The organism is Delftia deserti (genome assembly GCF_042653485.1).
In the GTDB taxonomy this organism is placed as follows: Bacteria; Pseudomonadota; Gammaproteobacteria; order Burkholderiales; family Burkholderiaceae_C; genus Comamonas; species Comamonas acidovorans.
In genome coordinates, this window is record NZ_JBHSIH010000001.1 from 2870061 (window position 1) to 2893098 (window position 23038).

A 23038-nucleotide genomic window follows, 5' to 3' on the forward strand; every position below is an offset into this window, starting at 1 on the left:
ACGCAAGAAGGAACAAGGCAAGCGGCTTGCCATGGGGCGCAGCACGTTGTCGCATCCTGTTTGCGTAAGTCCTGTGAAGATGGGCGGTCAGCGGGCCAGGCCGGCCAGCCGCTCGTTGATCAGTGCATGGGCCTGGTCCATGATGCCGGAGATCAGCTGCTGGACCGTGGGCACGTCGTGGATCAGGCCGGCCACCATGCCACAGGACCAGACGCCCGCGTCCATGTCGCCGTCATGCATGATGCGCGGATAGACGCCGGCCACCTCGGGCGCGATGTCGGCAAAGGTGATGGCCGCGCCCAGCTCGCGCTCCTTTTGCAGCAGGCGCTCGGTGGCCGGGTTGGTCAGCACGCGCTCGGTGTTGCGCAGCGGGCGCATGACCAGGCGCGTGTCCAGCTCGCTGGCCGCGACGATGGCCTGCTTGACGTTGTCGTGCACGGGCGCTTCCTGCGTGGCAATGAAGCGCGTGCCCATGTTGATGCCCTCGGCGCCCAGCGCCAGCGCAGCCACCAGCGAGCGGCCGTCGGCCATGCCGCCCGAGGCGACGAAGGGAATCTTCAGTTCTTCGGCCGCGCGCGGCAGCAGGATGAAATTGGGGATGTCGTCCTCGCCCGGATGGCCGCCGCATTCGAAGCCGTCCACGCTGATGGCGTCGCAGCCGATGGCCTCGGCCTTGAGCGCATGGCGCACCGAGGTGCACTTGTGGATGACCTTGATGCCGGCTTCCTTGAGCGCGGGCAGCCATTTCTGCGGGTTGTTGCCCGCCGTCTCCACGACCTTGACGCCGCCTTCGATGATGGCCTTGACGTAGCCCGGGTAGTCGGGCGGGTTGACCGAGGGCAGGAAGGTCAGGTTGACGCCGAAGGGCTTGTCCGTCATCTCGCGGCAGCGCGCGATCTCGCGCGCCAGCAGCTCGGGCGTGCGCTGGGTCAGGCCCGTGATCAGCCCCAGGCCGCCCGCGTTGGAGACGGCGGCGGCCAGCTCGGCCAGGCCCACATGGTGCATGCCGCCCTGGATGATGGGATGCTCGATGCCAAAGAGTTCGGTGATGCGTGTCTTCATGTCGATGTCACTCCACTGCAATGCCCTTGTCGCGGATCAGCTGGCCCCAGCGCGTGTAGTCCTGCTGGATGCGCTGGCCCAGCTGGGCGGGGTTCTGGTAGGCGGCGATGGCGCCTGCGTTGAGCAGCTTTTCCTGGATGTCCTTGTCGGCCAGGATCTGCTGCACTTCGCTGGCGATGCGGTCGACCACGGCCTTGGGCGTGCCCTTGGGCGCCAGCAGGCCGCCCCAGGAGACGGCGTCGTAGCCCTTGATGCCCTGCTCGGCAATGGTCCTGGTGTCGGGCAGCATGGCCACGCGCTGGGGCGAGCCCACGGCGATGGCGCGCAGCTTGCCGGCCTGGATGTGGGGCAGCGCGGCCACGAGGTCGGCATACATGATGGGCACCTGGCCGCCGATGGTGTCGGTGATGGCGGGCACGCCGCCCTTGTAGGGCACGTGCTGCATGTCGAAGCCGGCCATCTGCTTGAGCAGCTCCATGCTCAGGTGGCCGAAGCTGCCTGCGCCCGAGCTGGTGTAGTTGAGCGCGACCTTCTGCGCCTTGGCATGGGCGATCAGGCTCTTGAGGTCGGTGACATCGGGCAGCAGCGTGGGATTGACCACGATGACGATGGGCAGGTCATAGACCGTGGCCACGGGCGTGAAGTCCTTGACGGTGTCGTAGCCGGCCTTCTTGTACAGGTGAGGCGCCAGCAGCGTGGGCGTGGCCAGCATCATCAGCGTGTAGCCGTCGGCCGGGCTCTTGGCGACCTGCACGGCCGCGATCGAGCCGGAGGCGCCGGGGCGGTTTTCCACCACCACGGTCTGCTTGAGACGCTCGCCCAGCTTCTGGCCCACGATGCGCGATGCCGTGTCGGTGGGGCCGCCCGCCGGGAAGGGCACGACCAGCCGCAGCATCTTGCTGGGCCAGCCGGTCTCGGCCAGGGCGCCGCCGGCCAAGCCGGCCAGCAGCGGGGCTGCGGCCAGGGCCAGAACGCTGCGCCGCGTGGGGCGTGCCGGGGATGCGGGATTGCGCGTGTACATGAAGTCTCCTCTCAAAGCTGTCTCAGCAGTCGTCGGTGGCGGCCCGCTGCCGCGGGCCGGAAAAATCCAGTCATATCAGCTATCCATGGCGCTCGCGCCGCCTGCAGTCCATGAAACCGGCGCAGCCCAACCCCAGGGACACCGAGGAAGGGCCGCCCCGCACCGAGGGTGTCGTCCCCCTTTCAGGGGGAAGGCGCGAAGCGACTCAGGGGGTTCAATCAAGCTTCGCGCCGGCTTCCTCCACCAGCGCCTTCCAGATCGGCATGTCGCGCTGGTAGTTCTCGCGGAAGGCCTGCGGGCTGTTCATCAGCGGCATGAAGCCTGCTCCCACGGTGCGCTCCAGCACCTTGGGGTCCTTGGCGATTTCGCGCAGGTGGCCGTAGAGTTGGTCCACGATCTCCTTGGGCACGCCGGCCGGTGCGCCCATGGCCACCCAGCCGTAGATGGCGTAGGCGTCGTCGGTGACGCCCTGTTCATGGATGGTGGGCAGCTTGGGCAGGATTTCCATGCGCTCCTTGCCGGTGACGCCGATGGCCTTGAGCTTGCCCGAGTCGATGAAGGGCTTGGTGTTGAGCGCGCTGGAAAAGCACATCTGCAGCTGGCCGCCGATCAGCTCCTGGATCATGGGTGCCTCGCCCTTGTAGGCGGCGTGGGTCATGTCGGCGTCCATGGTCTTGCTCATGTAGGCACCGGCCAGGTGGGCATACGAGCCCACGCCCCAGGAGCCGTACGAGAGCTTGCCCTTGTTGGCCTTCACGTAGGCCAGCAGCTCCTTCATGTTGTTGGCCGGCACCGAGGGATGGACCACCAGGGTGACGGGCGCCGCCGCGATCTGGGTGACCAGGGCGATGTCCTTTTGCGGGTTGTAGGGCAGCTTGGTGTAGAGGAACTGGTTGATCAGCATGGAGGTGCTGAGCGAGACCAGCAGGGTGTGGCCGTCGGCAGGTGCCTTGACCACGGCGTCCGTGCCCAGGATGCCGGCCGCACCCGCGCGGTTGTCGATGACCACGGGCTGGCCCACGCGCCTGGCCAGGGCCTCGCCGATGGTGCGCGCAATGATGTCGGTGGCGCCGCCCGCGTTGAAGGGCACGACCACGCGGATGGGCTTGGTGGGCCACGCTGCCGGCTTGCCGGCCTGTGCGAGGGCGCTGGTGGCGCCCGTGGCCAGCAGACTGGTGCCGCCGATGGCGGCCAGCCCTTGAAGAATGTCGCGGCGTGTGACTTGGTTGCTCATGGCTTTGTCTCCTGGGTGTTGCTGTCTATGGGTGCCGTCTTGGTGCGGCATGCAAACCTGGCGGGTCGGGGGCCGGGCATCAATGGCCCCCGTGGAATCAGTCGCGGGATCGGTCCTCTTATCCCTGTTGCGCGGGGGTCTCAGGCAGGGTCAGCACGCCCTTGGACTGCAGCTGCTGCAGCTGCTCGTCGCTCATGCTCAGCAGCCGGTGCAGCACCTCGCGCGTGCCCTCGCCCAGCGTGGGCGGTGCATGGCGGATGGGCAGGCGCTGGCCGTCCAGGCGGTAGGGCGGCGCGAACACGGGCGTGGTGCCGACCACGGGGTGGGGCATGTCCTGCAGCAGGCCGCCACGGCGCGTGCGCTCGCTGGTCAGGGCCTCGTGCAGGCCGGCCACGCGGCCGCAGGGGATGCCGGCGGCCGTCAGGCGCTCCAGCAGCAGATCGCGCGGGAAGGAGCGGATCAGTTCCTTGAGCATGGGGCCCAGTTCCAGGCGGTTCCTGGCGCGGTTGACGTTGGTGGAGAAACGCTCGTCCTCGACGATGTCGGGGCGCATCACCACCTGGCGGCAGAACTTGTCGAACTGGGCGTTGTTGCCCACGGCGATGATCAGCGGCCCGTCGGCCGCCTCGTACATGCCGTAGGGAACGATGGAAGGGTGGGCATTGCCGTAGCGCTCGGGGTCGTGGCCCAGCTGCATGGCGTCCAGGCCGTAGTAGCCGGTGATCATGATGCCGCTGTCGTACAGCGCCATCTCGATGAGGCGGCCCTTGCCCGTGCGCTCGCGGCGGAACAGCGCGGCCAGGATGGCCTGGGCCGCGTACATGCCGGTCATGAGATCGACCACGGCCACGCCGAACTTGAGCGGCGGCGTGCCGGCCTCGCCGTTGAGGGCCATGAGGCCGGCCTCGCCCTGGATGACCAGGTCGTAGCCGGGGCGCCTGGCCTCGGGGCCGCTGCTGTCATAGCCGGCCACGGCGCAGTAGATGATGCCGGGCTTGATGGCCTTGAGCTGCTCGTAGCCCAGGCCCAGCTTCTCGGCGCCGCCGGTCTTGAAGTTGTGGATGACCACGTCGAACTGGGGCAGCAGGTCGTGGACGATCTTCACGCCCTCGGGGGTCTGCAGGTCCAGCGTGATGGACCGCTTGTTGCGGTTCATGCTGTTGTAGTAGGTGGTCTCGGTCTTGCCGATGCGCAGGCCCCAGTCGCGCGTGTCGTCGCCGCGGCCCGGGTGCTCGACCTTGACCACTTCGGCGCCGAAGTCGGCCAGCACCATGCCGCACAGCGGCCCCGCGAACACGCGCGAGAGGTCGAGCACGCGCACACCCTCCAGCGGGAAGTCGATGTCGCCCGATTTTTCCTTGCTTGCCATCTTGTCTCCTTGAGATTCCTCTATTCAACAACGTCCATACGGCTCATAACCCTTGCAACTGGCGTGGCCCAAACCCGGGGCGCCTAGCAAGGGCCGCCCCGCAGCGAGGGCGCCGTCCCCCTCCCGCGTAGCGAGAGAGGGGGAAGCGGCGCAGCCGCTCAGGGGGTGCTTCATTTCAGCCGCGCAGCTTGGTGAAGTCGGCGCTGCGCTTTTCGAGGAAGGCGCCAATGCCTTCGCGCGATTCCTCGCTCTCCTGCGAGCGCACCATGTACTGCGCCTCCAGCTCCAGCTGTTCTTCCAGCGTGTTGCGCGGCGCCTGGCGGCACAGGTCCTTGATCAGGGCCATGGCCTGGTCGGGGCCGGTGGCCACCTGGGCGGCCAGCGCCACGGCGTCGGCCTGGGCCTGGCCCGGTTCGGACAGGCGGTTGACGGGGCCCAGGGCATGCAGGCGCTCGCCGCTGATGCGCTCGCCGGTCAGGCACAGCTCGGTCAGCACCTGGCGCGAGACGAACTCGGCCAGGAAGGCGGTGGCGCCGCCATCGGGCGTGAGGCCGACCTTGACGTAGGCGACCGAGAACACGGCGTTCTTCGCCGCCACCAGCATGTCGCAGGCCAGGGCCAGCGACAGGCCCGCGCCGGCCGCCGCGCCTTCGACGGCGGCGATCACGGGCTTGGGAAAGTCGCGCACGCTGCGGATCAGGTCATGCAGGCCTTCGAGCTTGGCGCGTCGCTCCTGCACAGGCAGCTCGCGGCGCTTGGCCAGCTGGCGCAGGTCGCCGCCCGCGCAGAAGTGGCCGCCCTCGCCCGTGAGCACCACGGCGCCCACGGTGGGGTCGGTCGCCGCGCTCCTGAGCGCCGCCGTGACGGCCGCGTAGAACTCGGGCGACAGCGCATTGCGCGCGGCCACATTGTTGTTGGACAGCACCAGCACGGCGCCTTCGCGGCGGGTCAGCAGGACTTGGTTCGCTTCGGTCATGGCGGCTTTCCTTGGCTCAGTGCTGGGCGCCCAGGGCGATGTAGCGGGAGAGGTGGTGGTCCTCGTCGCCGAACTGGTGGTCGATCATGACCAGGCGCTTGGCGTAGTGGGCCAGGGGCAGCTCCCAGGTCATGCCGATGCCGCCATGCATCTGGATGCTTTCCTCGGCCACCAGGGTGCCGATGCGGCCGATGCTGTACTTGGCGGCCGACAGGGCCTTCTCGCGCGCCACGCGGTCTTCGTCCGCAATGGCGGCGGCCGCGTTGATCACGGCCGAGCGCGCCTGCTCCACTTCCAGCAGCAGGTCGGCCATGCGGTGCTGCAGGGCCTGGAAGCTGCCGATGGGCACGCCGAACTGCTTGCGCGTGCGCAGGTACTCCAGCGTCTGGTCCTTGGCCACGTCCATGGCGCCCACGGCCTCGGCGGTCAGCGCCAGCACGGCGTAGCCGCTGACACGTTCCAGCAGGGACAGGCCCTGGCCTTCTTCGCCCAGCAGGGCGTCTGCGCCGACCTGCACCTTGTCCAGCACCAGCTCGGCGGCGCGGCCACCTTCGATGCGGTTGTAGCCGCGCTTTTGGATGCCTGCGGCATTGCCGGGGACCAGGAACAGGCTGATGCCGGCCTCGTCGTACTGGCTGCCCGAGGTGCGGGCCGAGACCAGCAGCAGGTCGGCCTTCTCGCCGAAGGCGACCACGCCCTTGGCGCCGTTCAGCACCCAGCCGTCGCCGCTGCGCACGGCCGTGGTGGCGACGTTGTTGAGCTCGTAGTGGCTGCCGGGCTCGTCATGGGCCAGGGCCGCGATGGACGTGCCGCCGATGATGGCTGCCAGCTGTTCCTTTTGCGCATCGCTGCCGGCCGCGATCAGGGCCTGGCCCACGACCAGGGCGCCCAGCAGCGGCTCGGCCACCAGGCCGCGGCCCAGGCATTCGAAGACCACGCTGATGTCGAAGCCCTGGCCGCCGAAGCCGCCAGCGTCTTCCGGGAACAGCGCGCCGATGGCGCCGATGTCCGCGAACTGCCCGTACAGCAGCGGGCTGTGGCCTTCCTCGCCATAGGCGACGTGGTTGCGCGCCTCGATGGCGTACTGCTCGGAGACGAAGCGGTTGAGGCTGTCCGCCAGCATGCGGCGGTCTTCGGTGTGTTCGAAGTTCATTGAAGACTCTTCTTTCTTCCCATCGGGTTTATCCATATCGCTCGGCGGGCCTGCTGCACATGCTCGGGCGCAGGCCCAAGCCAGGGACGCCCAGCAAGGGCCTAGGCCGGCCGCGCCGCCCCGCAGCGATGGCGTCGTCCCCCTTCAGGGGCGCCGTGCAACGGGGGAAGGCGCGAAGCGACTCAGGGGGTGTTCATTACAAGCCCAGGATCATCTTGGAGATGATGTTCTTCTGGATTTCGTTGGAGCCGCCGAAGATCGACAGCTTGCGGTAGTTGAAGTACGCGGCGGCGGCCGTGGCGGCAGCCGCGTCGCCGATGGCAGGCTGGTCGTAGCCGGCCTGCAGGGCCTCTTCGATGAAGGGCGCGGCGTAGGGGCCCATGGCGCGGCGCACCAGGGACAGGATTTCCTGGCGGATCTCGGTGCCGCGGATCTTGAGCATGGAGCTTTCGGCGCCCGGCACGCCGCCGCCGGCCACGGCGGCGATCACGCGCAGGTTGGTGGTCTTCATGTTCTCCAGGTCGATCTCGACCTTGGCCAGGCGGGCCGCGAACAGCGGGTCCTGCGTCAGCGGCTTGCCGTTGCGCAGCATGCGGCCGGCGACGGCCTTGAGCTTTTCCAGGCCGGCCACCGAGAAGCCCACGCCCGCGATGTTGGTGCGCTCGTAGGTCAGCAGGTACTTGGCGTAGGTCCAGCCCTTGTTCTCCTCGCCGACCAGGTTCTCCACGGGCACCCTGACGTCGGTGAAGAAGACTTCGTTGACCTCGTGCTCGCCGTCCAGCGTGATGATGGGGCGCACTTGCACGCCGGGCGAGTTCATGTCCACCAGCAGGAAGCTGATGCCCTGCTGCGCCTTGGCCTCGCGGTTGGTGCGCACCAGGCAGAAGATCATGTTGGCGTGCTGGCCCAGCGTGGTCCAGGTCTTCTGGCCGTTGACGATGTAGTGATCTCCATCGCGCACGGCCGACGTCTTGACCGAGGCCAGGTCCGAGCCCGAACCCGGCTCCGAATAGCCCTGGCACCACCAGTCGGCGCCATTGAGGATGCGCGGCAGCCAGTGGGCCTTCTGCGCCTCGTTGCCGTACTTGATCAGGACGGGGCCCAGCATGCTCAGCCCGAAGGGCACGATGCGCGGCGTGCCCGCCAGTGCGCATTCATGCTCGAAGATGAATTTCTGCACCGCGCTCCAGCCCGGGCCGCCGTGCTGCTCGGGCCAGTGGTTGGCCAGCCAGCCGCGCTCGTTGAGGATGGCGTGCCAGCGCTCCATGTCCTGCTTGCTCAGTTGCAGGCCGTTCTTGACCTTGTGCGACAGGTCCTCGGGCAGCTTGTCCTTGAGGAAGCCGCGAACCTCGTCGCGGAAGGCCAGTTCTTCAGTCGTAAATTGCAAATCCATTGCTATTCCCCAGTAATCCGTGGCGTTGTAAGCCGTTTGCAGCCCTGAAATTGGCGTGCCCTAAGCGAGGGACGCCGAGCAAGGGCCGCCCCGCAGCAAGGGCGTCGTTCCCCTCCCGCGAAGCGAGAGAGGGGAAAGCGGCGCCAGCCGCTCAGGGGGTGCTTATTCAATAAATTTCGAACAGGCCTGCGGCGCCCATGCCACCTGCGATGCACATGGTGACCACGCCCCACTTGGCCTTGCGGCGCCGGCCTTCCAGCAGGATGTGGCCCGCCAGGCGCGCACCCGTCATGCCGAAGGGGTGGCCGATGGAGATGGCGCCGCCGTTGACGTTCAGGCGCTCGTTGGGAATGCCCAGCTTGCGCTGGCAGTACAGGGCCTGGGAGGCGAAGGCCTCGTTGAGTTCCCACAGGTCGATGTCCTCGACCTTGAGGCCGTGGCGCGCCAGCAGCTTGGGGACCGCGAAGACGGGGCCGATGCCCATTTCGTCAGGCTCGCAGCCGGCCACGGCAAAGCCGCGGAAGGCGCCCAGCGGGGACAGGCCCAGGCGCTCGGCCTGCTTGGCTTCCATCAGCACGCAGGCCGACGATCCATCGGACAGCTGCGAGGCATTGCCGGCCGTGATGAACTGGTCCGGGCCCTTGACGGGTTCCAGCTTGGCCAGGCCTTCCAACGTGGTGGAGGCGCGGTTGCAGTTGTCCTTGGTGGCGACCACGTCGCGGTAGGTGATCTCGCCCGTGTCCTTGTTCTTCTCGGCCATGCGTGTGGCGCAGGCAATGATTTCGTCCTTGAAAAGGTCGGCGGCCTGGGCGGCGGCCGTGCGCTGCTGGCTTTGCAGCGAGAAGGCGTCCTGGTCCTCGCGGCTGATGCCGTAGCGGCGCGCCACGATGTCGGCCGTGTCGATCATGGCCATGTACAGCGCGGGCTTGTGCTCGACCAGCCAGGGGTCCATGTCGGTGGGCAGGTTGTTGCCGGGGCGGATGCCCGAGATGGTCTCGATGCCGCCTGCCAGCATGGCGTCCACGCCCTCGGCCACGATGCGGCCCGCCGCGATGGCGATGGACTGCAGGCCCGAGGCACAAAAGCGCGTGATGGTCGTGCCCGCGATGGACAGGGGCAACTCGGCGCGCAGCACGGTCTGGCGGCCCAGGTTGCGGCCCTGGAAGCCGTCGGGGTTGCCGCAGCCCAGGATCAGGTCCTCGATCATGGCCGGGTCGATGCCCGAGCGCTCGACCGCGGCCTTGACCGAGAAGGCCGCCAGCTGGGCGGCGGGCGTGACGTTGAACTCGCCGCGGTGCGACTTGGTCAGGGGCGTGCGGGCAGTGGAAACGATGACGGCTTCGCGCATGGTCGGTCCTTGCTTGTCTCTTGGGAATTTCTATTACTTGTTGCCGGCGCGGCCCAGGTGAGGGACACCGAGGAAGGGCCTACGCCGGCCGCGCCACCCCACACCGAGGGTGTCGTCCCCTTCCCGCGTAGCGAGAGAGGGGGAAGCCGCGCAGCGGCTCAGGGGGTGATCAGTTACGCCGCCTTGTTCAGGCTTTCGAAATCGCGGCCTTCGGCGACCAGCTTTTCGAGCAGGGGAGCGGGCTTCCAGAACAGCGCGTCTTCCTTGGCGAATTCGCGGATGTCGGCCAGCACCTTGTCCAGACCTTGCATGTCGGCCCACTTCATGGGGCCGCCACGAAAGCGCGGGAAGCCGTAGCCGGACAGGAAGGTCACGTCCACGTCCAGCGGGCGCAGGGCAATGCCCTCCTCCACCACCTTGGAGCCTTCGTTGACCATGGCCGCCATGTAGCGGCGCATGATTTCCTCAGGGGTGAATTGGCGCGGCGTCACGCCCTTCTTGGCGCGCTCGGCATCGACGATGGCCAGCACTTCGGGGTCGGGCTGGCCGACGCGCGCGCCCTGCGGGTAGAGGTAGAAGCCACGGCCCGTCTTCTGGCCGAACCAGCCTCGCTCGCAGACGCGGTCGGCCACTTCGACGTAGCGGGCCTTGGGATCGCCCGATTCCAGTGCCGCCGCGCGCCGCCGCTTGCGCGTGGCCCAGCCGATGTCGCCGCCGGCCAGGTCGGTGACCTGGAACGGGCCCATCGGGTAGCCGAAGCCGCGCACGGCCTCGTCGATCTCGTAGGGGCTGGCGCCGTCTTCCATGATGTAGTCGGCAGCCTGCTTGTAGACGGCCAGGATGCGGTTGCCGATGAAGCCGTCGCAGACGCCGGCACGCACGGGCACCTTCTTCATGCGCTTGGCCAGCTCGAAAGCCGTGGTCACCACGTCGGGCGCCACCTTGGCGGGCACCACGATCTCCAGCAGCTTCATGATGTTGGCGGGGCTGAAGAAGTGCAGGCCGATCACGTCCTGCGGGCGCGAGGTGGCGGCGGCAATGGCGTCGATGTCCAGGTAGGAGGTGTTGGTGGCCAGCACGGCGCCCGGCTTGCAGACGCGGTCCAGTTCCTTGAACACGGCCTTCTTGACTTCGAGGTCCTCGAACACGGCCTCGATCACCAGGTCCACGTCCCTGATGTCGTCATAGGAGGTGCTGGGCGTGTAGCGCGCCATGACGGCGGCCTTGGCCTCCTCGGTCATGCGGCCCTTGGCGATCAGGCCGTTGTAGACCTTCTCCACATTGGCCTGGCCGCGCGCGATGGACTCGGCGTCGCGCTCGATCATGGTCACCGTGAGGCCCGCGTCCAGCGCGGACACCGTGATTCCGGCGCCCATGGTGCCACCGCCGATGACGGCGATCTTGGCAAAGTGGCGCGGCGCAGCAGCCTTGGCTTCGGGAATCTTGGCGGTTTCGCGCTCGGCGAAGAAGGCATGGATCAGGCCGGCGCGCTGCGGGCTGTTCAGGCATTCCACGAACAGGGCACGCTCCTTGGTGATGCCTTCGTCGAAGGGCAGCTCCACAGCGGCGCGCACGCATTCCACGATCTTCAGCGGCGAGAACAGGCCGCGGCTCTTCTTGGCGGTGTCCGCGGCCAGCGCGTCGAGTTCGGCCAGGGCGGCGGCCTTGTCGGCAATCTCGATGTCGCGCGTGCGGCGCGGCGCGGTATTGAATGCCAGCAGCTCGTTGGCGTAGGCCAGGCCTGCGGCCGTGGCGTCGGTGCCGTCCACCAGCTTGTCCACCAGGCCGGCAGCCAGCGCGGCCTTGGCCGACAGGTGCTTGCCGCTGAGCATGAGGTCGGCGGCCGCCTTCACGCCCATCAGGCGCGGTGCGCGCTGCGTGCCGCCAGCGCCGGGCAGCAGGCCCAGGTTGACTTCGGGCAGGCCGAGCTTGGCAGCCGGCAAAGCCAGGCGGTAGTGGGCCGACATGGCCACTTCCAGGCCGCCGCCCAGGGCCGGGCCATGGATGGCGGCGACCACGATCTTGTCGGAGGCTTCAAGGCGATTGAGCACCTCGGGCAGCGAGGGCGGCATGGCGGGCTTGCCGAATTCGCGGATGTCTGCTCCGGCGATGAAGGCCTTGCCCTCACCCACGATGAGCACGGCCTTGACGGCGGCATCCGATTCGGCCTGCTCCACGGCGGCCAGCAGGCCGGCGCGCACGGCCTGGCCCAGGGCGTTCACGGGGGGGTTGTTGATGCTGACCACCAGCACGGCGCCGTCAAGGCGGGTCTGGACCACGGAAGCCTGGGCTTGTTCGCTCATCTGCATGTCTCCGAACTTGGGTTTTCCACTCAAAACATCCATTCTTGCTACGACAATGGTTCTTTACAATCCCATGAATGATTGACAGACTGTAAAAACGTATTTGACAGTGTTGAACACCCCCTGAGGCGCTTGCGCGCCTTCCCCCTCTCTGCTTGCTTCGCAAGGGAGGGGGACGACAGCCTCGGTGCGGGGCGGCGCGGCCGGCGTAGGCCCTTCCTCGCTGCCCCTGGCTTTGGAGCGCGCCAGTTTCATAGGCTGTGGGCGAAGCAAAGTATCTGGACATACCTATGGATCTGAACTCGCTGACCCTGCTGGTGGAAATCATCGATAGCGGCAATCTGAGCCAGGCGGCGCGCAAGCTGAAGATGACGCGGGCCAATGTGAGCTATCACCTGACGCAGCTGGAAAAATCGGTGGGGGTGCAGTTGGTGCGGCGCACCACGCGGCGCGTGGAGCCGACCGAGGTGGGGCTGCGGATGTACGAGCATGGCCGCGCGATCCAGAACGAGATGATGTCGGCGCGCGAGACGATCACGTCGCTGGGCCAGGGGATGGCAGGCCGCGTGGGGCTGAGCGTGCCCAGCGGCTATGGGCAGATCGTGATGAGCGACTGGCTGATCGAGTTCAAGCGGCTGTATCCGGCCATCGTGCTGGATGTGCTGTTCGAGAACCGGGCCGACCATTTGCGCGACGAGGTGGACATCGCCATCCGCGTGATCCAGGAGCCGCCGCTGTCGGTGATTGCGCGCAGCCTGGGCAATGTGCACTACGTGGCCTGCGCCTCACGCGAGTATGCGCAGCAGCACGGCCTGCCCGCCACGCTGTACGAGCTGCGCAACAGCCCGCTGATCACGGCCGGCGTGATGGGCCGCCAGCTGCGCCTGTCGGCCTACCAGGGAACGGACCGCCAGGAGGTGCTGCTGGCGCCGACCATGATCTCCGAGCACTTCCCGTTCCTGCGCCAGGGCATTCTGGCGGGCCTGGGCGTGGGCCTGGTGCCCGACTACGTGGTGCAGGACAAGGTGGCCAGCGGCGAGGTGGTGCTGACCCTGCAGGAGTACCGCCTGAGCATCTTCGGCACCCACATGTACCTGCTGTACCTGCCCGACCGCCACCAGACGCGGGCCGTGCGCACCTGCATCGACTTCCTGCTGGCCAAGGCCGGCCAGGGTGGCAGCGGCAGCGGCGACGCTGCCGCCACCTGAATCAGCGACGGTACCAGCCGCCCGGGCGCTGGTACCAGCCACGCGGCCCATGGTCCCAGCCGTGCGGGCGCCAGGCATAGCCGGGATGCGGCGGCGCGGCCCAGTAGCCGGGGCGCCAGGCATAGCGGCCGCCACCCCAGCCCCAGGAGCCGCCGATCCAGACATGCACCGGTGAGGGAGCGACCGGAATGACCTCGGTCTGCAGCGGCGGCGGCGCCATGGGCGCGTAGACCACCTCGCCCGAAGGACCTACGGGATAGGCAGGCGCCACCACGCAGCCGGTCAATGCCACGGTGGCGGCAGCCAGGACCAGGGCCGAAACCAGGCGACGGCCCGGCGTTTGAATCGATACAGACTTCACGATGCACTCCTGGCCGCACTTTGGGCGGCCATGCAGATACAACGAAAAAGCCCCTGCCGGTTGTTGACAGGGGCTTGTGAAGCCTGGGTAAAGATCAAGTCTGGCTGTACGTGAGGTTGAGACGGGCCCTATATCCAAGGATTCAAGACGCGCACTCCATGAACATGGAACGGCTCGAAATCCTTGATGTTGCGAGTGACCACGCACAAGCCATGCACCTTTGCCGTGGCCGCGACCGATTGCGCCCAGGCCACAACGCCATCGTTCGCGCGGCCAGACGATGCCTTGCGCAGTTCGGAAACGATGTTGGAGTCCACCAGATACATCAGGACAGGTCCACGGCGCGCGGCAAATCCTTCGTACGCTCAATGTCGAAATCGATATCGGCGGCCTCGGGCATGGCCAGCAATTGAAGAATGTTCCGGGTCTGCCCCGACAGTTCACGGAATTTCTCAATGCTCATCAGCACGTGGGCAGGTTGCCCCCGGTCCAGGATGTAGACCACGTCATCACCGCTGGCCGCTTTCTTGGCAGCGGAAACATGCTGGTTGAATTCACGGCTGCTGAAGGTCGAAATCTGCATGACGCACCTCCGTCAAAGAAAATGCTTGTACGTTACTACATTCGTATAAATGCAGCACCGGACAAGCATTTCTGATGGGGCTTCGGTAAGCGGTGCCCAGTCGATGACCGGGCTCCCACTGGACAGGCTCCAGCGTGTCTAACCTGATCCTGAATCAGAGGTTCTGCGCGTTTTGCAGCGCGGCAATGCGCTCCTCGATCGGCGGGTGGGTCGAGAACAGCTTGCCGATGCCACCGGCAATGCCCATGGCGGCCACGCTCTTGGGCAGCTCGCCGGGGTGCATGCCGCCCAGGCGGGCCAGGGCATTCATCATGGGCTGCTTGCGGCCCATGAGCTGGGCGGCGCCCGCGTCGGCGCGGAACTCGCGCTGGCGCGAGAACCAGGCCACGATGATGGCGGCCAGGAAGCCCAGCACGATGTCCAGCACGATGGTGGTCACGTAGTAGCCGATGCCGGGGCCCGAGCTGCTTTCGTCGTTCTTGCGCAGGAAGCTGTCCACGGCATAGCCGATGACGCGCGACAGGAAGACCACGAAGGTGTTCATCACGCCCTGGATCAGTGTCATGGTCACCATGTCGCCATTGGCGATGTGGGCGACCTCGTGGCCGATCACGGCCTCCACCTCTTCGCGCGTCATGCCTTCCAGCAGGCCCGTGGACACGGCCACCAGGGCCGAGTTCTTGAAGGCGCCGGTGGCGAAGGCATTGGGCTCGCCCTCGTAGATGCCGACTTCGGGCATGCCGATGCCGGCACGGTCGGCGAAGCCGCGCACGGTGTTGACGATCCAGGCCTCATCGGCGTTGCGCGGCTCGTTGATCACGTGCACGCCCGAGCTCCACTTGGCCAGCGGCTTGGAGATCAGCAGCGAGATGATGGCGCCGCCAAAGCCCATGATGAAGGCGAAGCCCAGCAGGACCCCGAGGTTCAGGCCATTGGAAGTCAGGAAGCGGTTGACGCCCAGCAGGCTGGCGACGATGCCCAGCACCACCACGACGGCGACGTTGGTCAAAAGAAAAAGTGCGATGCGTTTCATCAGTGGGTTCTCCACAAAGTGGGGAAAGGGGGAAGGATCTGGGCCCTGCAGCGTTGAAAAGTGAGGGCCCCACCGGCTGTTTTCAAGCCGGGTCCTGCGCCGTTGTCATTCCTTGTTGTGATGCTTGTACGGAACGGGGCGCCCGGAACACGAGAGAGTCATCATAGAAGGAAAAGTTCTCGTTCTCGTGGCACCAGCCGGGCACGCCCAGCACGGGCAAGGGTGCAAAAGGCTTGGCCGCCAGCGTGTCCGGCTCCAGCCAGGCGCTGGCGGCCAGCCAGGTGTCGATATCCGCTGCGGCAGAAGCCGGCGTGGCGCCTGCCCCATCCGTGTGCACGCACAGCACATGGGCCGTGATGGGCTTGCGCGGCTGCACCAGCTTTTCCAGCAGCGCATGGCCTATGGGCAGCAGCCTGGCCTGGCGCCACAGCGCGCGCTGCTCAACGAAGAGCTGGTGCCAGCGCCGGTGGCGCAGCGCCTCGCACAGCGCGGCCGGCGCCAGCAGCAGGGCGCCGTTCTCGTCCAGCACGGTGACTGCATCGCGCAGCGGCCCGCGCTGCGAACCCACGCCCGCCTGGGCAATGGCGCCGGCCTGCAGGGCATTGCAGCGCTGCTTGAGCGCGGGCCAGCGCAGCCAGATCAGGCCGTTGAAGAAGTCATGCAGGTTGTCGCGCGTGGGGATGCAGCGCGTCTCGAAGATGAATTGCTCGTAGGCCGTGCCTTCGGGCAGGTCGTGCTGGGGCACAAAGCGCCAGGGCAGCGCCTGTGCGTCGGCCAGTGACTGCAAGGCCTGCCAGACCGGCCGGCCCTGGGTCACCTGCAGGCAGGCCGCCCTGCCCTGCGTTTGCAGCCCCTGCAGCCAGGGCGCACTCCAGTCGATGGGGAACGTCAATTGCCGGACGGCCTGGACTGCGCCTTGGCCAGGCGCTTGTCGCGCACGGCCACGCGCGAGGTGCCTTCGTCGCGCATCTCGAAGGCCTGCGTGGCCGCCAGCAGCTTGGTGAGCGTGGCGTAGCCGTAGTTGCGCGCATCGAACGAGGCCTTGTTGCCGATCTGCGCGCCCACGGCGCCCACATGGGCCCAGCCGCTTTCATCCTGCGTGGCGTTGACGGCGCTGCGCAGCATGGCCAGCAGCCGCTTGTCCTGGCGCAGTTCCTGGCTAGGAACGCGCAGACAGGGACGCTGGGGCTGGGCTTGGGGTTCTGCCGAGGGTTCGTTCTCGGCCTGGGCCGGCGCACGCTCCTTTCCAGCGCCGTTCGGCGGCTGGGGAGCGGTAGCCACCGCAGCTGCAGCCACGGGCGGCACCGCCGCCTGGCCCGCCTCATGCGCGGCGTCCTGGCCATTGCCGTTGGCGGGCGCCGCCTCGCCCAGCGCCTCCAGGTACAGGAAGCGCGAGCAGGCATTGACGAAGGGCTGGGGTGTCTGCGCCATGCCGAAGCCGTAGACGGCCGCGCCCTTGGAGCGCAGGTGCATGACCAGCGGGGTGAAGTCGGCGTCGGAGGAGACGATGCCGAAGGCGTCGGGCCGCTCGGTGTAGAGCAGCTCCATGGCATCCACGGTCATCGCCATGTCGGTGGCGTTCTTGTGCTTGGAGTAGTCGAACTGCTGCATGGGCCGCAGTGCGAAATCGAGCAGCTTGCGCTGCCAGCCGCCGAGCGAATGCTTGGTCCAGTTGCCGTAGGCGCGGCGGATGTCGATGACGCCGAAGGTCGACAGCTCGGTCAGGATCTCGTCGATCATCTCGGCCGGCGCGTTGTCGGCGTCGATCAGCAGGGCGATGCGCGGTTGCGGCTCAGGCATGGCAATCCTCTGGCGGGTGGCAGTCCCGCCAGCTTAAACCAGCTTCCAGGGCAAGGCTTCGCCGGAACGCAGGGGCTTCAGTTGCGCCTCGCCGAAGGCGAAGCTGTCCGGCGGCGTCCAGCTTTCGCGCACCAGGGTGATCTTGCCGGTGTTGCGCGGCAGGCTGTAGAAGTCCGGGCCGTTGAAGCTGGCGAAGGCTTCGAGCTTGTCCAGCGCGCCGGCATTGTCGAAGGCCTCGGCATACATCTCGATGGCGGCGTGGGCGCTGTAGCAGCCCGCGCAGCCGGTGGCGTGCTCCTTGAGATGGGCCGCGTGCGGCGCGCTGTCGGTGCCCAGGAAGAACTTGGGCAGGCCGCTGGTGGCTGCCTCCACCAGGGCCAGGCGGTGCGTCTCGCGCTTGAGCACGGGCAGGCAGTAGTAGTGCGGACGGATGCCGCCCGTGAAGATGGCGTTGCGGTTGAACAGCAGATGCTGGGGCGTGATGGTGGCGCCCACGAAGCGGTCGGCCTCGGTCACGTACTGGGCGGCTTCGCGCGTGGTGATGTGCTCGAAGACGATCTTGAGTTCGGGGAAGTCGCGGCGCAGCGGGATCAGGTGCTGGTCGATGAAGGCGGCTTCGCGGTCGAACAGGTCGATGTCGCTGCTGGTGACTTCGCCGTGCACCAGCAGCAGCAGGCCTTCGCGCTGCATGGCTGCCAGCGTGGGGTAGATCTTGCGCAGGTCGGTGACGCCGTGGTCGCTGTTGGTGGTGGCACCTGCCGGGTAGAGCTTGCAGGCCACGACGCCGGCCGCCTTGGCGCGCACGATTTCCTCGGGCGGCAGGTTGTCGGTGAGGTACAGCGTCATCAGCGGCTCGAAGGCCATGCCCTCGGGCACGGCCGAGAGGATGCGCTGCTTGTACTCCAGCGCCTGCACGGCGGTGGTCACCGGCGGCTTGAGGTTGGGCATGATGATGGCGCGCGCGAACTGCGCGGCCGTATGCGGCACCACGCTGCGCATGGCTTCGCCATCGCGCACGTGCAGGTGCCAGTCATCGGGACGGGTGATCGTGAGGGTGTCGGTGGAGGCGGTCATGGTGCGCTATTGTCCCATTGCCGGGCCGGCTGCGGCCGCGCGCCCCAGGCCGGCAAGATCGACCAGCGTCAGCCGCCCATAGGCCGCGTGCAGCAGGCCGCGCTGCTCCAGCAGGCGCAGCTCCTTGTTGATGGTCTGGCGCGAGACCGAGAGCATGGCGGCCAGGTCGCTCTGCGAGATGCGCAGCACCACGCCCTGCCCGTCGGGCGCGGGCTGGCCATGCGTGGGGGCCAGCCGCGCCAGCAGCTCGGCCACGCGGTTGTCGATGTTGCTGAAGGCGTGGCGCTGCTGGACGACGATCAGCTCGTGCATGCGCGCCAGCACCAGCAGGCAGATGTCCTTCCACAGCAGCGGATGCGCGTCGAGCAAGGCCAGGAAGGACTCGCCGGGGATCTCCACCAGCACGGTGGGCTGGTGCGCGTGGTAGTCGTAGACGAATTGCGTGTGCTCCAGCAGCCGCGCCAGGCCCACGATGTCGCCCGCGCTGTGCATGGACAGCACGAAGCGCGAGCCCGTGGCGTCCACGCCGCCCACTTCCACGCAGCCCGAAGCCACCACCAGCACCTCGCGCCGCTTGGGGTCGGCGGCGCGCACCTGCTGGTGGCGCTCGTAGCGGCCCAGGCGGGACAGCGCCGTCAGCTCGTCCAGCACCTCGGGCGGCCAGTTGCGCAGCATGCGGCACAGGCCCAGGGCGCGGCGGATCAGCGCCGACGGGTCGGCCACGGGAGCAGGCTTGGAGCGCATGGTTCTCTCACGTTGTCGAAGGCCCCGGGTTAGTCCGGTGCCCATGTACCGCCATTTGTCAATGGCTTGACAGAGTGCATCCCCTGTCGCTCGGGATAGTAGCAAGCAAGCCACCGGGCAAAGCATCCGGGGCGCTACCAAGGAGACAAGTTCGTGAAGCACAAGCATTGGCTGGCCGCCGCAGGCATGGCGACCCTGGGAGCCACCGCGGGGGCCCAGGGCAGCGTGGAAATGTTCGGCATCGTCGACGCCCACATCAACAGCGCAAGGTCGGGCGCCACGCGCCTGAGCCGGCTGGAGGACGGAGGCAGCGCGGCATCGCGCATCGGCTTTCGCGGCAGCGAGGACCTGGGCGGCGGCCTGCGCGCCCAGTTCATGCTGGAGGCCGGCGTGGCACCCGACACGGGCCTGGGCACCATTCCAGGCCCGGGCCTGGCTTTCACGCGCCAGGCCTGGGTGGGACTGAACAGCGGCTGGGGCGCCGTGGAGATGGGCCGCATGTACACGCCCATGTTCGGTGCGCTGTTCCGGGCCGATCCGCTGGGCATGAACGCGCTGTTTTCCTCGCTGAACCTGGTGTCGGCCACCGATGCCCAGGCCGGCCTGCGGCCGTTTGCGGCGCGGGCCAACAACCTGGTGCGCTACCGCACGCCGGCCGGCCAGCCCTGGCTGGCGGACCTGGCCTATTCCTTTGGCGAAGCGGCTTCGCCGAACAGCAGCAACGGCCGCCTCTACGGCGCCACGCTGGGCTGGAACCAGAAGCCCTGGTTCCTGGCCTACAGCTTCCAGAAGTCCGTGGAAGGCAGCGCCGCCGCGCCCGTGGCCGCGCCCGCCACCAGCCAGTACCAGGCACTGTCGGCCAGTTGGGAAGCCCTGGACGGGCTGCGCCTGACGGGCAACTACGTCATCAACCGCGTGGACCGTGCAGGCACGCCCAAGGCGAAGCTGGCCCAGCTGGGCGCCGATTGGAGCGTGGATGCGCGCTCCAGGCTGCTGGTCTCGGTGGCGCGGCGCGAGGTGGGCGGCACGGACCGCGCCCAGAACACCTGGACGCTGGGCTACGACTACGCGCTGAGCAAGCGCACCGTGCTCTACGCGCGCTGGCTGCAGCTGGGCAACGCGGCCAATGCCTCGGCCGCCATCGCCAACGTGCCGGTGGCCGCCAACAGCGGCGACGGCGTGCGGTCCCTGGCGCTGGGCGTGCGCCACAACTTCTGAGGGACACACATGACCGACAGCCATTGCTTCGACACTTCCCGGCTCGACGCGCTGTTCGCGCCGCGCTCCATCGCCGTGGTCGGCGCCTCGGACCAGGCCAGCAAGATCGGCGGCATTCCGCTGGACTACCTGCTGCGCTTCGGCTACGGCGGCGCGCTGTATGCGGTGAACCCGCGCGCCAGCCGCGTGCAGGGCCTGCCCGCGCACGAGCGGCTGGCCGCCATCGGCGCGCCGGTGGACCTGGCCATCGTCGCCGTGCCGCAATCGCAGGTGGCCGGCGTGCTGGAGGATGCGGCCGCCGCGCGCGTGCAGTCCATGGTGCTGTTTTCCTCGGGCTATGCCGAGACCGGCGCCGACGGCACGGCCGCCCAGCAGGCGCTGGCGCGGCGCGCGCAGGAGGCGGGCATACGCCTCATCGGCCCGAACTGCCTGGGCTTCATGCGGCCCGGCCACCAGGTCTACGCCACGTTCTCGCCCGCGCCGGGCGGCGGCCTGGTGCGGCCCGGGCGCATCGGCATGGTCAGCCAGTCGGGCGCCTTCGGGGCCTATGCCTACAGCCTGGCGCGCGAGCGCGGGCTGGGCCTGTCGCTGTGGGCCACCACGGGCAACGAGGCCGATGTGCAACTGGCCGATGGCCTGGCCTGGCTGGCCCAGGACCCCGAGACCGACGTGATCATGGCCTACATGGAAGGCTGCCGCGACGGCCCCCGGCTGCGCGCGGCCCTGGCCCTGGCGCAGGAGCGCGGCAAGCCCGTGGTCATGTGCAAGGTGGGCACCAGCGCCCTGGGCGCGGCCGCCGCCGCATCGCACACGGCCTCGCTGGCGGGCAACGATGCCGTCTATGACGCGGTGTTCCGCCGCTACGGCGTGCTGCGCGCGCATTCCATCACCGACTTCTTCGCGCTGGCGGCCAGTGCCTCCATCGCGCGGGCCCCCAAGGGGCGGTCCATCGGACTGTTCACGGTCTCGGGCGGCGTGGGCGCCATGATGGCCGACGACGCCAGCGCAGCCGGCCTGGACGTGGCACCGCTGTCCGACGCGGCCCAGCGCCAGCTGCGCGAATGGGTGCCGTTTGCCGCGCCGCGCAACCCCGTGGACATCACGGGCCAGGTCACCAACGACATGACGCTGCTGGAGCGCAGCGCCCGCCTGATGCTGGCCGACCGGCAGTTCGACAGCTGGCTGGGCTTCTTCGCGGCAGGAGGCCTGTCCGACGCCTTCTGGCCCGTGCTGCAAAGCCTGGTGCAGACGCTGCGCACCCACCATCCCGATACCCTGCTGGCCGTCAGCACGCTGTGCCCGCCCGAGCGCCGCGATGCGCTGGAGGCGCTGGGCTGCCTGGTGTTTGCCGACCCGGGCGCGGCCATACGCTGCATTGGGGCGCTGGCCCGCCTGCATGAAGCCCCTCAGGCCTTGGCTGCCGGGGCGCAGGCAGGCAGCCCACTGCACCTGCCGGCGGGCACGCTGTCGGAGTGGCGCAGCATGGCCCTGCTGGCCGAGGCCGGCGTGCCCGTGGTGCCGCACCGGCTGGTGCGCACGGCGGCCGAGGCAGCGCAGGCCGCGCAGGAGATGGGCGGACGCATTGCCCTCAAGGTCTGCAGCGATGCCATCGCCCACAAGTCCGACGTGGGCGGCGTGGCACTGAACCTGGCGGATGCGGCCGGCGCCCAGGCCGCCTTCGACCGCATCCTGGCCAACGCGCGCCAGGCCCGGCCCGATGCCCTGATCGACGGCGCGCTGGCCGCGCCCATGGTGCAGGGCGGCGTGGAGTGCATCGCGGGCGTGCACCGCGACCCGGTATTCGGCCCGGTGCTGATGTTCGGGCTGGGAGGCATTCATGCCGAGATCCTGCGCGATGTCTCGCTGCGCCTGCTGCCCATCGCGCGCGACGACGCGCTGGCCATGGTGCGCGAGCTGCGGGCCTTTGCCGTGCTGGACGGCGCGCGCGGCCGCCCCCGCGTGGACCTGGACAGCATTGCCGACACGCTGTGCGCCCTGGCCGGCTTTGCGCAGCGCGCAGGCGCCACGCTGGAAAGCGCCGAGATCAACCCCCTGATCGCCCGCCCGCGCGCGGACGGCGGCTGCGTGGCCGTCGATGCGCTGGTCATCGGCAGGGAGGCTGCATGAAAGCCAATGCCCATTCCATCTCCCGCCCGGAGGCCTCCATGAACACACCCCTGCTGCGCACCGCCGCGCTGACCTGCCTTGCCCTGGCCTGCAGCGCCGCGCTGGCCCAGGACGGCTATCCCTCCCGTCCCGTTCGCATCGTCGTGCAATACCAGGCCGGGGGCTCCACCGACACCGTGGCGCGCATCCTGGCCGAGGGCCTGGCCAAGCGCCTGGGCCAGCCCGTGGTGGTGGACAACCGCAGCGGCGCGGGCGGCATCATCGGCACCGAGCATGTGGCCAGGAGCGTGCCCGACGGCCACACCCTGCTGCTGACCGTGCCCGGGCCCATCACGGCCAACCTGGTGCTCTACAAGAAGCTGCCCTACGACCCCCGCACCGAGCTGCGCATGGTCTCGGACGTGGTCTCGCCCTCCATGGTGATGGCCGTCAATCCGGCCGTGCCGGCCAGGGATTTCAAGGGTCTGGTCGAGGCCGTGCGCCGGTCGCCGGGCAAGTACGCCATGGGTTCCTGGGGGGCGGGCACGCAGCCGCACCAGGTCCAGGTCTTCATGGACAAGGCCTACGGCCTGCAAACGATGCACGTGGCCTACAAGGGCGAGGGGCCCATGTCCATCGACCTGATCAGCGGCGTGATCCAGATGACGCTGGGCTCGGCCGCCACGCTCAAGCCCTTCATCGACGCCGGCAAGCTGCGCGCCCTGGCCGTGGCCGGACCGCGCCGCAGCAAGGCCCTGCCCGATGTGCCCACCTTTTCCGAGCAGGGCTACCGCGAGCCCGTCTACGCCATCACGGGATCGATCTCGCTGATGGCGCCCGCGCGCACGCCCGACGCCATCGTCGAACGCCTGGGCCGCGAGGTCGCCGCCGTGATGCGCGAGCCCCAGGTGCGCCAGCGTGTCGAGGCGCTGGGCCTGGAGGCCCAGGGCAACAGCCCGGCCGAGGCCAGCGCCGCCTACGCCGCCTTTTTGCCCGTGGCGCTGGACCTGGCGCGCTCCACGGGCGTGACCCTCGACTGACCCCCTCCTCCC

Annotated in this window: 21 protein-coding genes; 4 read left to right on the plus strand and 17 right to left on the minus strand. The window is 68.4% G+C overall.

The annotated features are described in order from the left end of the window. Positions 1–87: 87 nt before the first annotated feature. The 9 genes from ACFPFG_RS14015 to ACFPFG_RS14055 all read right to left on the minus strand — a co-directional run bounded on the left by ACFPFG_RS14015 (position 88) and on the right by ACFPFG_RS14055 (position 11859). Positions 88–1062, minus strand: coding sequence for an NAD(P)H-dependent flavin oxidoreductase (locus ACFPFG_RS14015; RefSeq protein ID WP_013804143.1), 975 nt, complete (start codon positions 1060–1062; stop codon positions 88–90). 7 nt (positions 1063–1069) lie between these two features. Then, positions 1070–2083 carry a Bug family tripartite tricarboxylate transporter substrate binding protein gene (locus ACFPFG_RS14020; protein ID WP_183021492.1) on the minus strand — a complete coding sequence of 338 codons (1014 nt, stop codon included), beginning with the start codon at positions 2081–2083 and terminating at the stop codon, positions 1070–1072. Between the two features lie 214 nt (positions 2084–2297). Beyond that, the gene (locus tag ACFPFG_RS14025) at positions 2298–3317 is read right to left on the minus strand and encodes a Bug family tripartite tricarboxylate transporter substrate binding protein (RefSeq protein WP_016450303.1); all 1020 of its coding nucleotides are present in this window, start codon (positions 3315–3317) and stop codon (positions 2298–2300) included. A 118-nt stretch (positions 3318–3435) separates the two neighbouring features. Further along, positions 3436–4686 (minus strand): CaiB/BaiF CoA transferase family protein, encoded by a 1251-nt coding sequence (locus ACFPFG_RS14030; protein WP_197953256.1) that lies wholly within the window; start codon positions 4684–4686, stop codon positions 3436–3438. 175 nt (positions 4687–4861) lie between these two features. Next, positions 4862–5662, minus strand: coding sequence for an oxepin-CoA hydrolase, alternative type (locus ACFPFG_RS14035; protein ID WP_374623163.1), 801 nt, complete (start codon positions 5660–5662; stop codon positions 4862–4864). A 16-nt stretch (positions 5663–5678) separates the two neighbouring features. Then, positions 5679–6815: an acyl-CoA dehydrogenase family protein gene (locus tag ACFPFG_RS14040; protein ID WP_197953274.1), complete on the minus strand. Its 1137-nt coding sequence runs from the start codon at positions 6813–6815 to the stop codon at positions 5679–5681. Between the two features lie 196 nt (positions 6816–7011). Next, positions 7012–8208 (minus strand): acyl-CoA dehydrogenase family protein, encoded by a 1197-nt coding sequence (locus tag ACFPFG_RS14045; protein ID WP_380107074.1) that lies wholly within the window; start codon positions 8206–8208, stop codon positions 7012–7014. Positions 8209–8374: 166 nt separating this feature from the next. Next, positions 8375–9556 (minus strand): acetyl-CoA C-acyltransferase, encoded by a 1182-nt coding sequence (locus tag ACFPFG_RS14050; RefSeq protein ID WP_043819975.1) that lies wholly within the window; start codon positions 9554–9556, stop codon positions 8375–8377. A gap of 173 nt (positions 9557–9729) precedes the next feature. Next, positions 9730–11859: a 3-hydroxyacyl-CoA dehydrogenase NAD-binding domain-containing protein gene (locus ACFPFG_RS14055; RefSeq protein WP_380107076.1), complete on the minus strand. Its 2130-nt coding sequence runs from the start codon at positions 11857–11859 to the stop codon at positions 9730–9732. Between the two features lie 290 nt (positions 11860–12149). On the opposite strand from ACFPFG_RS14055, the gene ACFPFG_RS14060 reads away from it, so the two are divergent. Beyond that, entirely contained in the window at positions 12150–13067 is a 918-nt protein-coding gene (locus ACFPFG_RS14060; protein ID WP_197953279.1) for a LysR family transcriptional regulator, read from the plus strand. A 1-nt stretch (position 13068) separates the two neighbouring features. Here the strand turns inward: ACFPFG_RS14060 and ACFPFG_RS14065 are convergent, their stop codons facing one another. The 8 genes from ACFPFG_RS14065 to ACFPFG_RS14100 all read right to left on the minus strand — a co-directional run bounded on the left by ACFPFG_RS14065 (position 13069) and on the right by ACFPFG_RS14100 (position 18662). Beyond that, positions 13069–13428, minus strand: coding sequence for a YXWGXW repeat-containing protein (locus ACFPFG_RS14065; RefSeq protein WP_183021486.1), 360 nt, complete (start codon positions 13426–13428; stop codon positions 13069–13071). 128 nt (positions 13429–13556) lie between these two features. Beyond that, the gene (locus ACFPFG_RS14070; RefSeq protein ID WP_374623151.1) at positions 13557–13754 is read right to left on the minus strand and encodes a PIN domain-containing protein; all 198 of its coding nucleotides are present in this window, start codon (positions 13752–13754) and stop codon (positions 13557–13559) included. After that, the gene (locus ACFPFG_RS14075; protein ID WP_012203319.1) at positions 13754–14011 is read right to left on the minus strand and encodes a type II toxin-antitoxin system Phd/YefM family antitoxin; all 258 of its coding nucleotides are present in this window, start codon (positions 14009–14011) and stop codon (positions 13754–13756) included. Before ACFPFG_RS14075 ends, ACFPFG_RS14070 begins: the two co-directional genes overlap by 1 nt. A gap of 154 nt (positions 14012–14165) precedes the next feature. Further along, the gene (gene htpX / locus ACFPFG_RS14080; RefSeq protein ID WP_380107079.1) at positions 14166–15044 is read right to left on the minus strand and encodes a protease HtpX; all 879 of its coding nucleotides are present in this window, start codon (positions 15042–15044) and stop codon (positions 14166–14168) included. Positions 15045–15126: 82 nt separating this feature from the next. Beyond that, complete coding sequence (locus tag ACFPFG_RS14085; protein ID WP_380107081.1) at positions 15127–15936, minus strand: DUF3025 domain-containing protein; 810 nt, start codon at positions 15934–15936, stop codon at positions 15127–15129. Continuing rightward, positions 15933–16844, minus strand: coding sequence for an NYN domain-containing protein (locus ACFPFG_RS14090; RefSeq protein WP_183021483.1), 912 nt, complete (start codon positions 16842–16844; stop codon positions 15933–15935). The genes ACFPFG_RS14085 and ACFPFG_RS14090 overlap by 4 nt, the downstream gene beginning before the upstream one ends. Before the next feature lie 33 nt (positions 16845–16877). Then, on the minus strand, positions 16878–17918 hold the full coding sequence (gene pyrC / locus ACFPFG_RS14095) for a dihydroorotase (protein WP_183021482.1): 1041 nt from the start codon (positions 17916–17918) through the stop codon (positions 16878–16880). A 6-nt stretch (positions 17919–17924) separates the two neighbouring features. Beyond that, complete coding sequence (locus ACFPFG_RS14100; protein WP_183021481.1) at positions 17925–18662, minus strand: Crp/Fnr family transcriptional regulator; 738 nt, start codon at positions 18660–18662, stop codon at positions 17925–17927. Between the two features lie 153 nt (positions 18663–18815). Here ACFPFG_RS14100 and ACFPFG_RS14105 point away from each other — a divergent pair, with 153 nt between their 5' ends. Genes ACFPFG_RS14105 through ACFPFG_RS14115 form a run of 3 tightly spaced genes read left to right on the plus strand, consistent with a single transcriptional unit; the run spans position 18816 to position 23026 of the window. Further along, positions 18816–19880: a porin gene (locus ACFPFG_RS14105; RefSeq protein WP_380107084.1), complete on the plus strand. Its 1065-nt coding sequence runs from the start codon at positions 18816–18818 to the stop codon at positions 19878–19880. 9 nt (positions 19881–19889) lie between these two features. Next, a complete protein-coding gene (locus ACFPFG_RS14110; RefSeq protein WP_380107086.1) occupies positions 19890–22007 on the plus strand; it encodes an acetate--CoA ligase family protein in 2118 nt (705 codons plus the stop codon). Continuing rightward, positions 22004–23026, plus strand: a complete 1023-nt coding sequence (locus ACFPFG_RS14115; RefSeq protein WP_380107088.1) for a Bug family tripartite tricarboxylate transporter substrate binding protein — start codon at positions 22004–22006, stop codon at positions 23024–23026. The genes ACFPFG_RS14110 and ACFPFG_RS14115 overlap by 4 nt, the downstream gene beginning before the upstream one ends. Positions 23027–23038: the final 12 nt, after the last annotated feature.

What these genes read in the sequence shown, in the direction of transcription:
- ACFPFG_RS14045 (WP_380107074.1), bottom strand. Translation starts at nt 8,208, where the DNA reads ATGGATTTGCAATTTACGACTGAAGAACTGGCCTTCCGCGACGAGGTT.
- ACFPFG_RS14030 (WP_197953256.1), bottom strand. Translation starts at nt 4,686, where the DNA reads ATGGCAAGCAAGGAAAAATCGGGCGACATCGACTTCCCGCTGGAGGGT.
- htpX (WP_380107079.1), bottom strand. Translation starts at nt 15,044, where the DNA reads ATGAAACGCATCGCACTTTTTCTTTTGACCAACGTCGCCGTCGTGGTG.
- ACFPFG_RS14070 (WP_374623151.1), bottom strand. Translation starts at nt 13,754, where the DNA reads ATGTATCTGGTGGACTCCAACATCGTTTCCGAACTGCGCAAGGCATCG.
- ACFPFG_RS14025 (WP_016450303.1), bottom strand. Translation starts at nt 3,317, where the DNA reads ATGAGCAACCAAGTCACACGCCGCGACATTCTTCAAGGGCTGGCCGCC.
- ACFPFG_RS14115 (WP_380107088.1), top strand. Translation starts at nt 22,004, where the DNA reads ATGAAAGCCAATGCCCATTCCATCTCCCGCCCGGAGGCCTCCATGAAC.
- ACFPFG_RS14055 (WP_380107076.1), bottom strand. Translation starts at nt 11,859, where the DNA reads ATGAGCGAACAAGCCCAGGCTTCCGTGGTCCAGACCCGCCTTGACGGC.
- ACFPFG_RS14100 (WP_183021481.1), bottom strand. Translation starts at nt 18,662, where the DNA reads ATGCGCTCCAAGCCTGCTCCCGTGGCCGACCCGTCGGCGCTGATCCGC.
- ACFPFG_RS14020 (WP_183021492.1), bottom strand. Translation starts at nt 2,083, where the DNA reads ATGTACACGCGCAATCCCGCATCCCCGGCACGCCCCACGCGGCGCAGC.
- ACFPFG_RS14040 (WP_197953274.1), bottom strand. Translation starts at nt 6,815, where the DNA reads ATGAACTTCGAACACACCGAAGACCGCCGCATGCTGGCGGACAGCCTC.
- ACFPFG_RS14110 (WP_380107086.1), top strand. Translation starts at nt 19,890, where the DNA reads ATGACCGACAGCCATTGCTTCGACACTTCCCGGCTCGACGCGCTGTTC.
- ACFPFG_RS14035 (WP_374623163.1), bottom strand. Translation starts at nt 5,662, where the DNA reads ATGACCGAAGCGAACCAAGTCCTGCTGACCCGCCGCGAAGGCGCCGTG.
- ACFPFG_RS14050 (WP_043819975.1), bottom strand. Translation starts at nt 9,556, where the DNA reads ATGCGCGAAGCCGTCATCGTTTCCACTGCCCGCACGCCCCTGACCAAG.
- ACFPFG_RS14015 (WP_013804143.1), bottom strand. Translation starts at nt 1,062, where the DNA reads ATGAAGACACGCATCACCGAACTCTTTGGCATCGAGCATCCCATCATC.
- ACFPFG_RS14090 (WP_183021483.1), bottom strand. Translation starts at nt 16,844, where the DNA reads ATGCCTGAGCCGCAACCGCGCATCGCCCTGCTGATCGACGCCGACAAC.
- ACFPFG_RS14060 (WP_197953279.1), top strand. Translation starts at nt 12,150, where the DNA reads ATGGATCTGAACTCGCTGACCCTGCTGGTGGAAATCATCGATAGCGGC.
- pyrC (WP_183021482.1), bottom strand. Translation starts at nt 17,918, where the DNA reads ATGACCGCCTCCACCGACACCCTCACGATCACCCGTCCCGATGACTGG.
- ACFPFG_RS14075 (WP_012203319.1), bottom strand. Translation starts at nt 14,011, where the DNA reads ATGCAGATTTCGACCTTCAGCAGCCGTGAATTCAACCAGCATGTTTCC.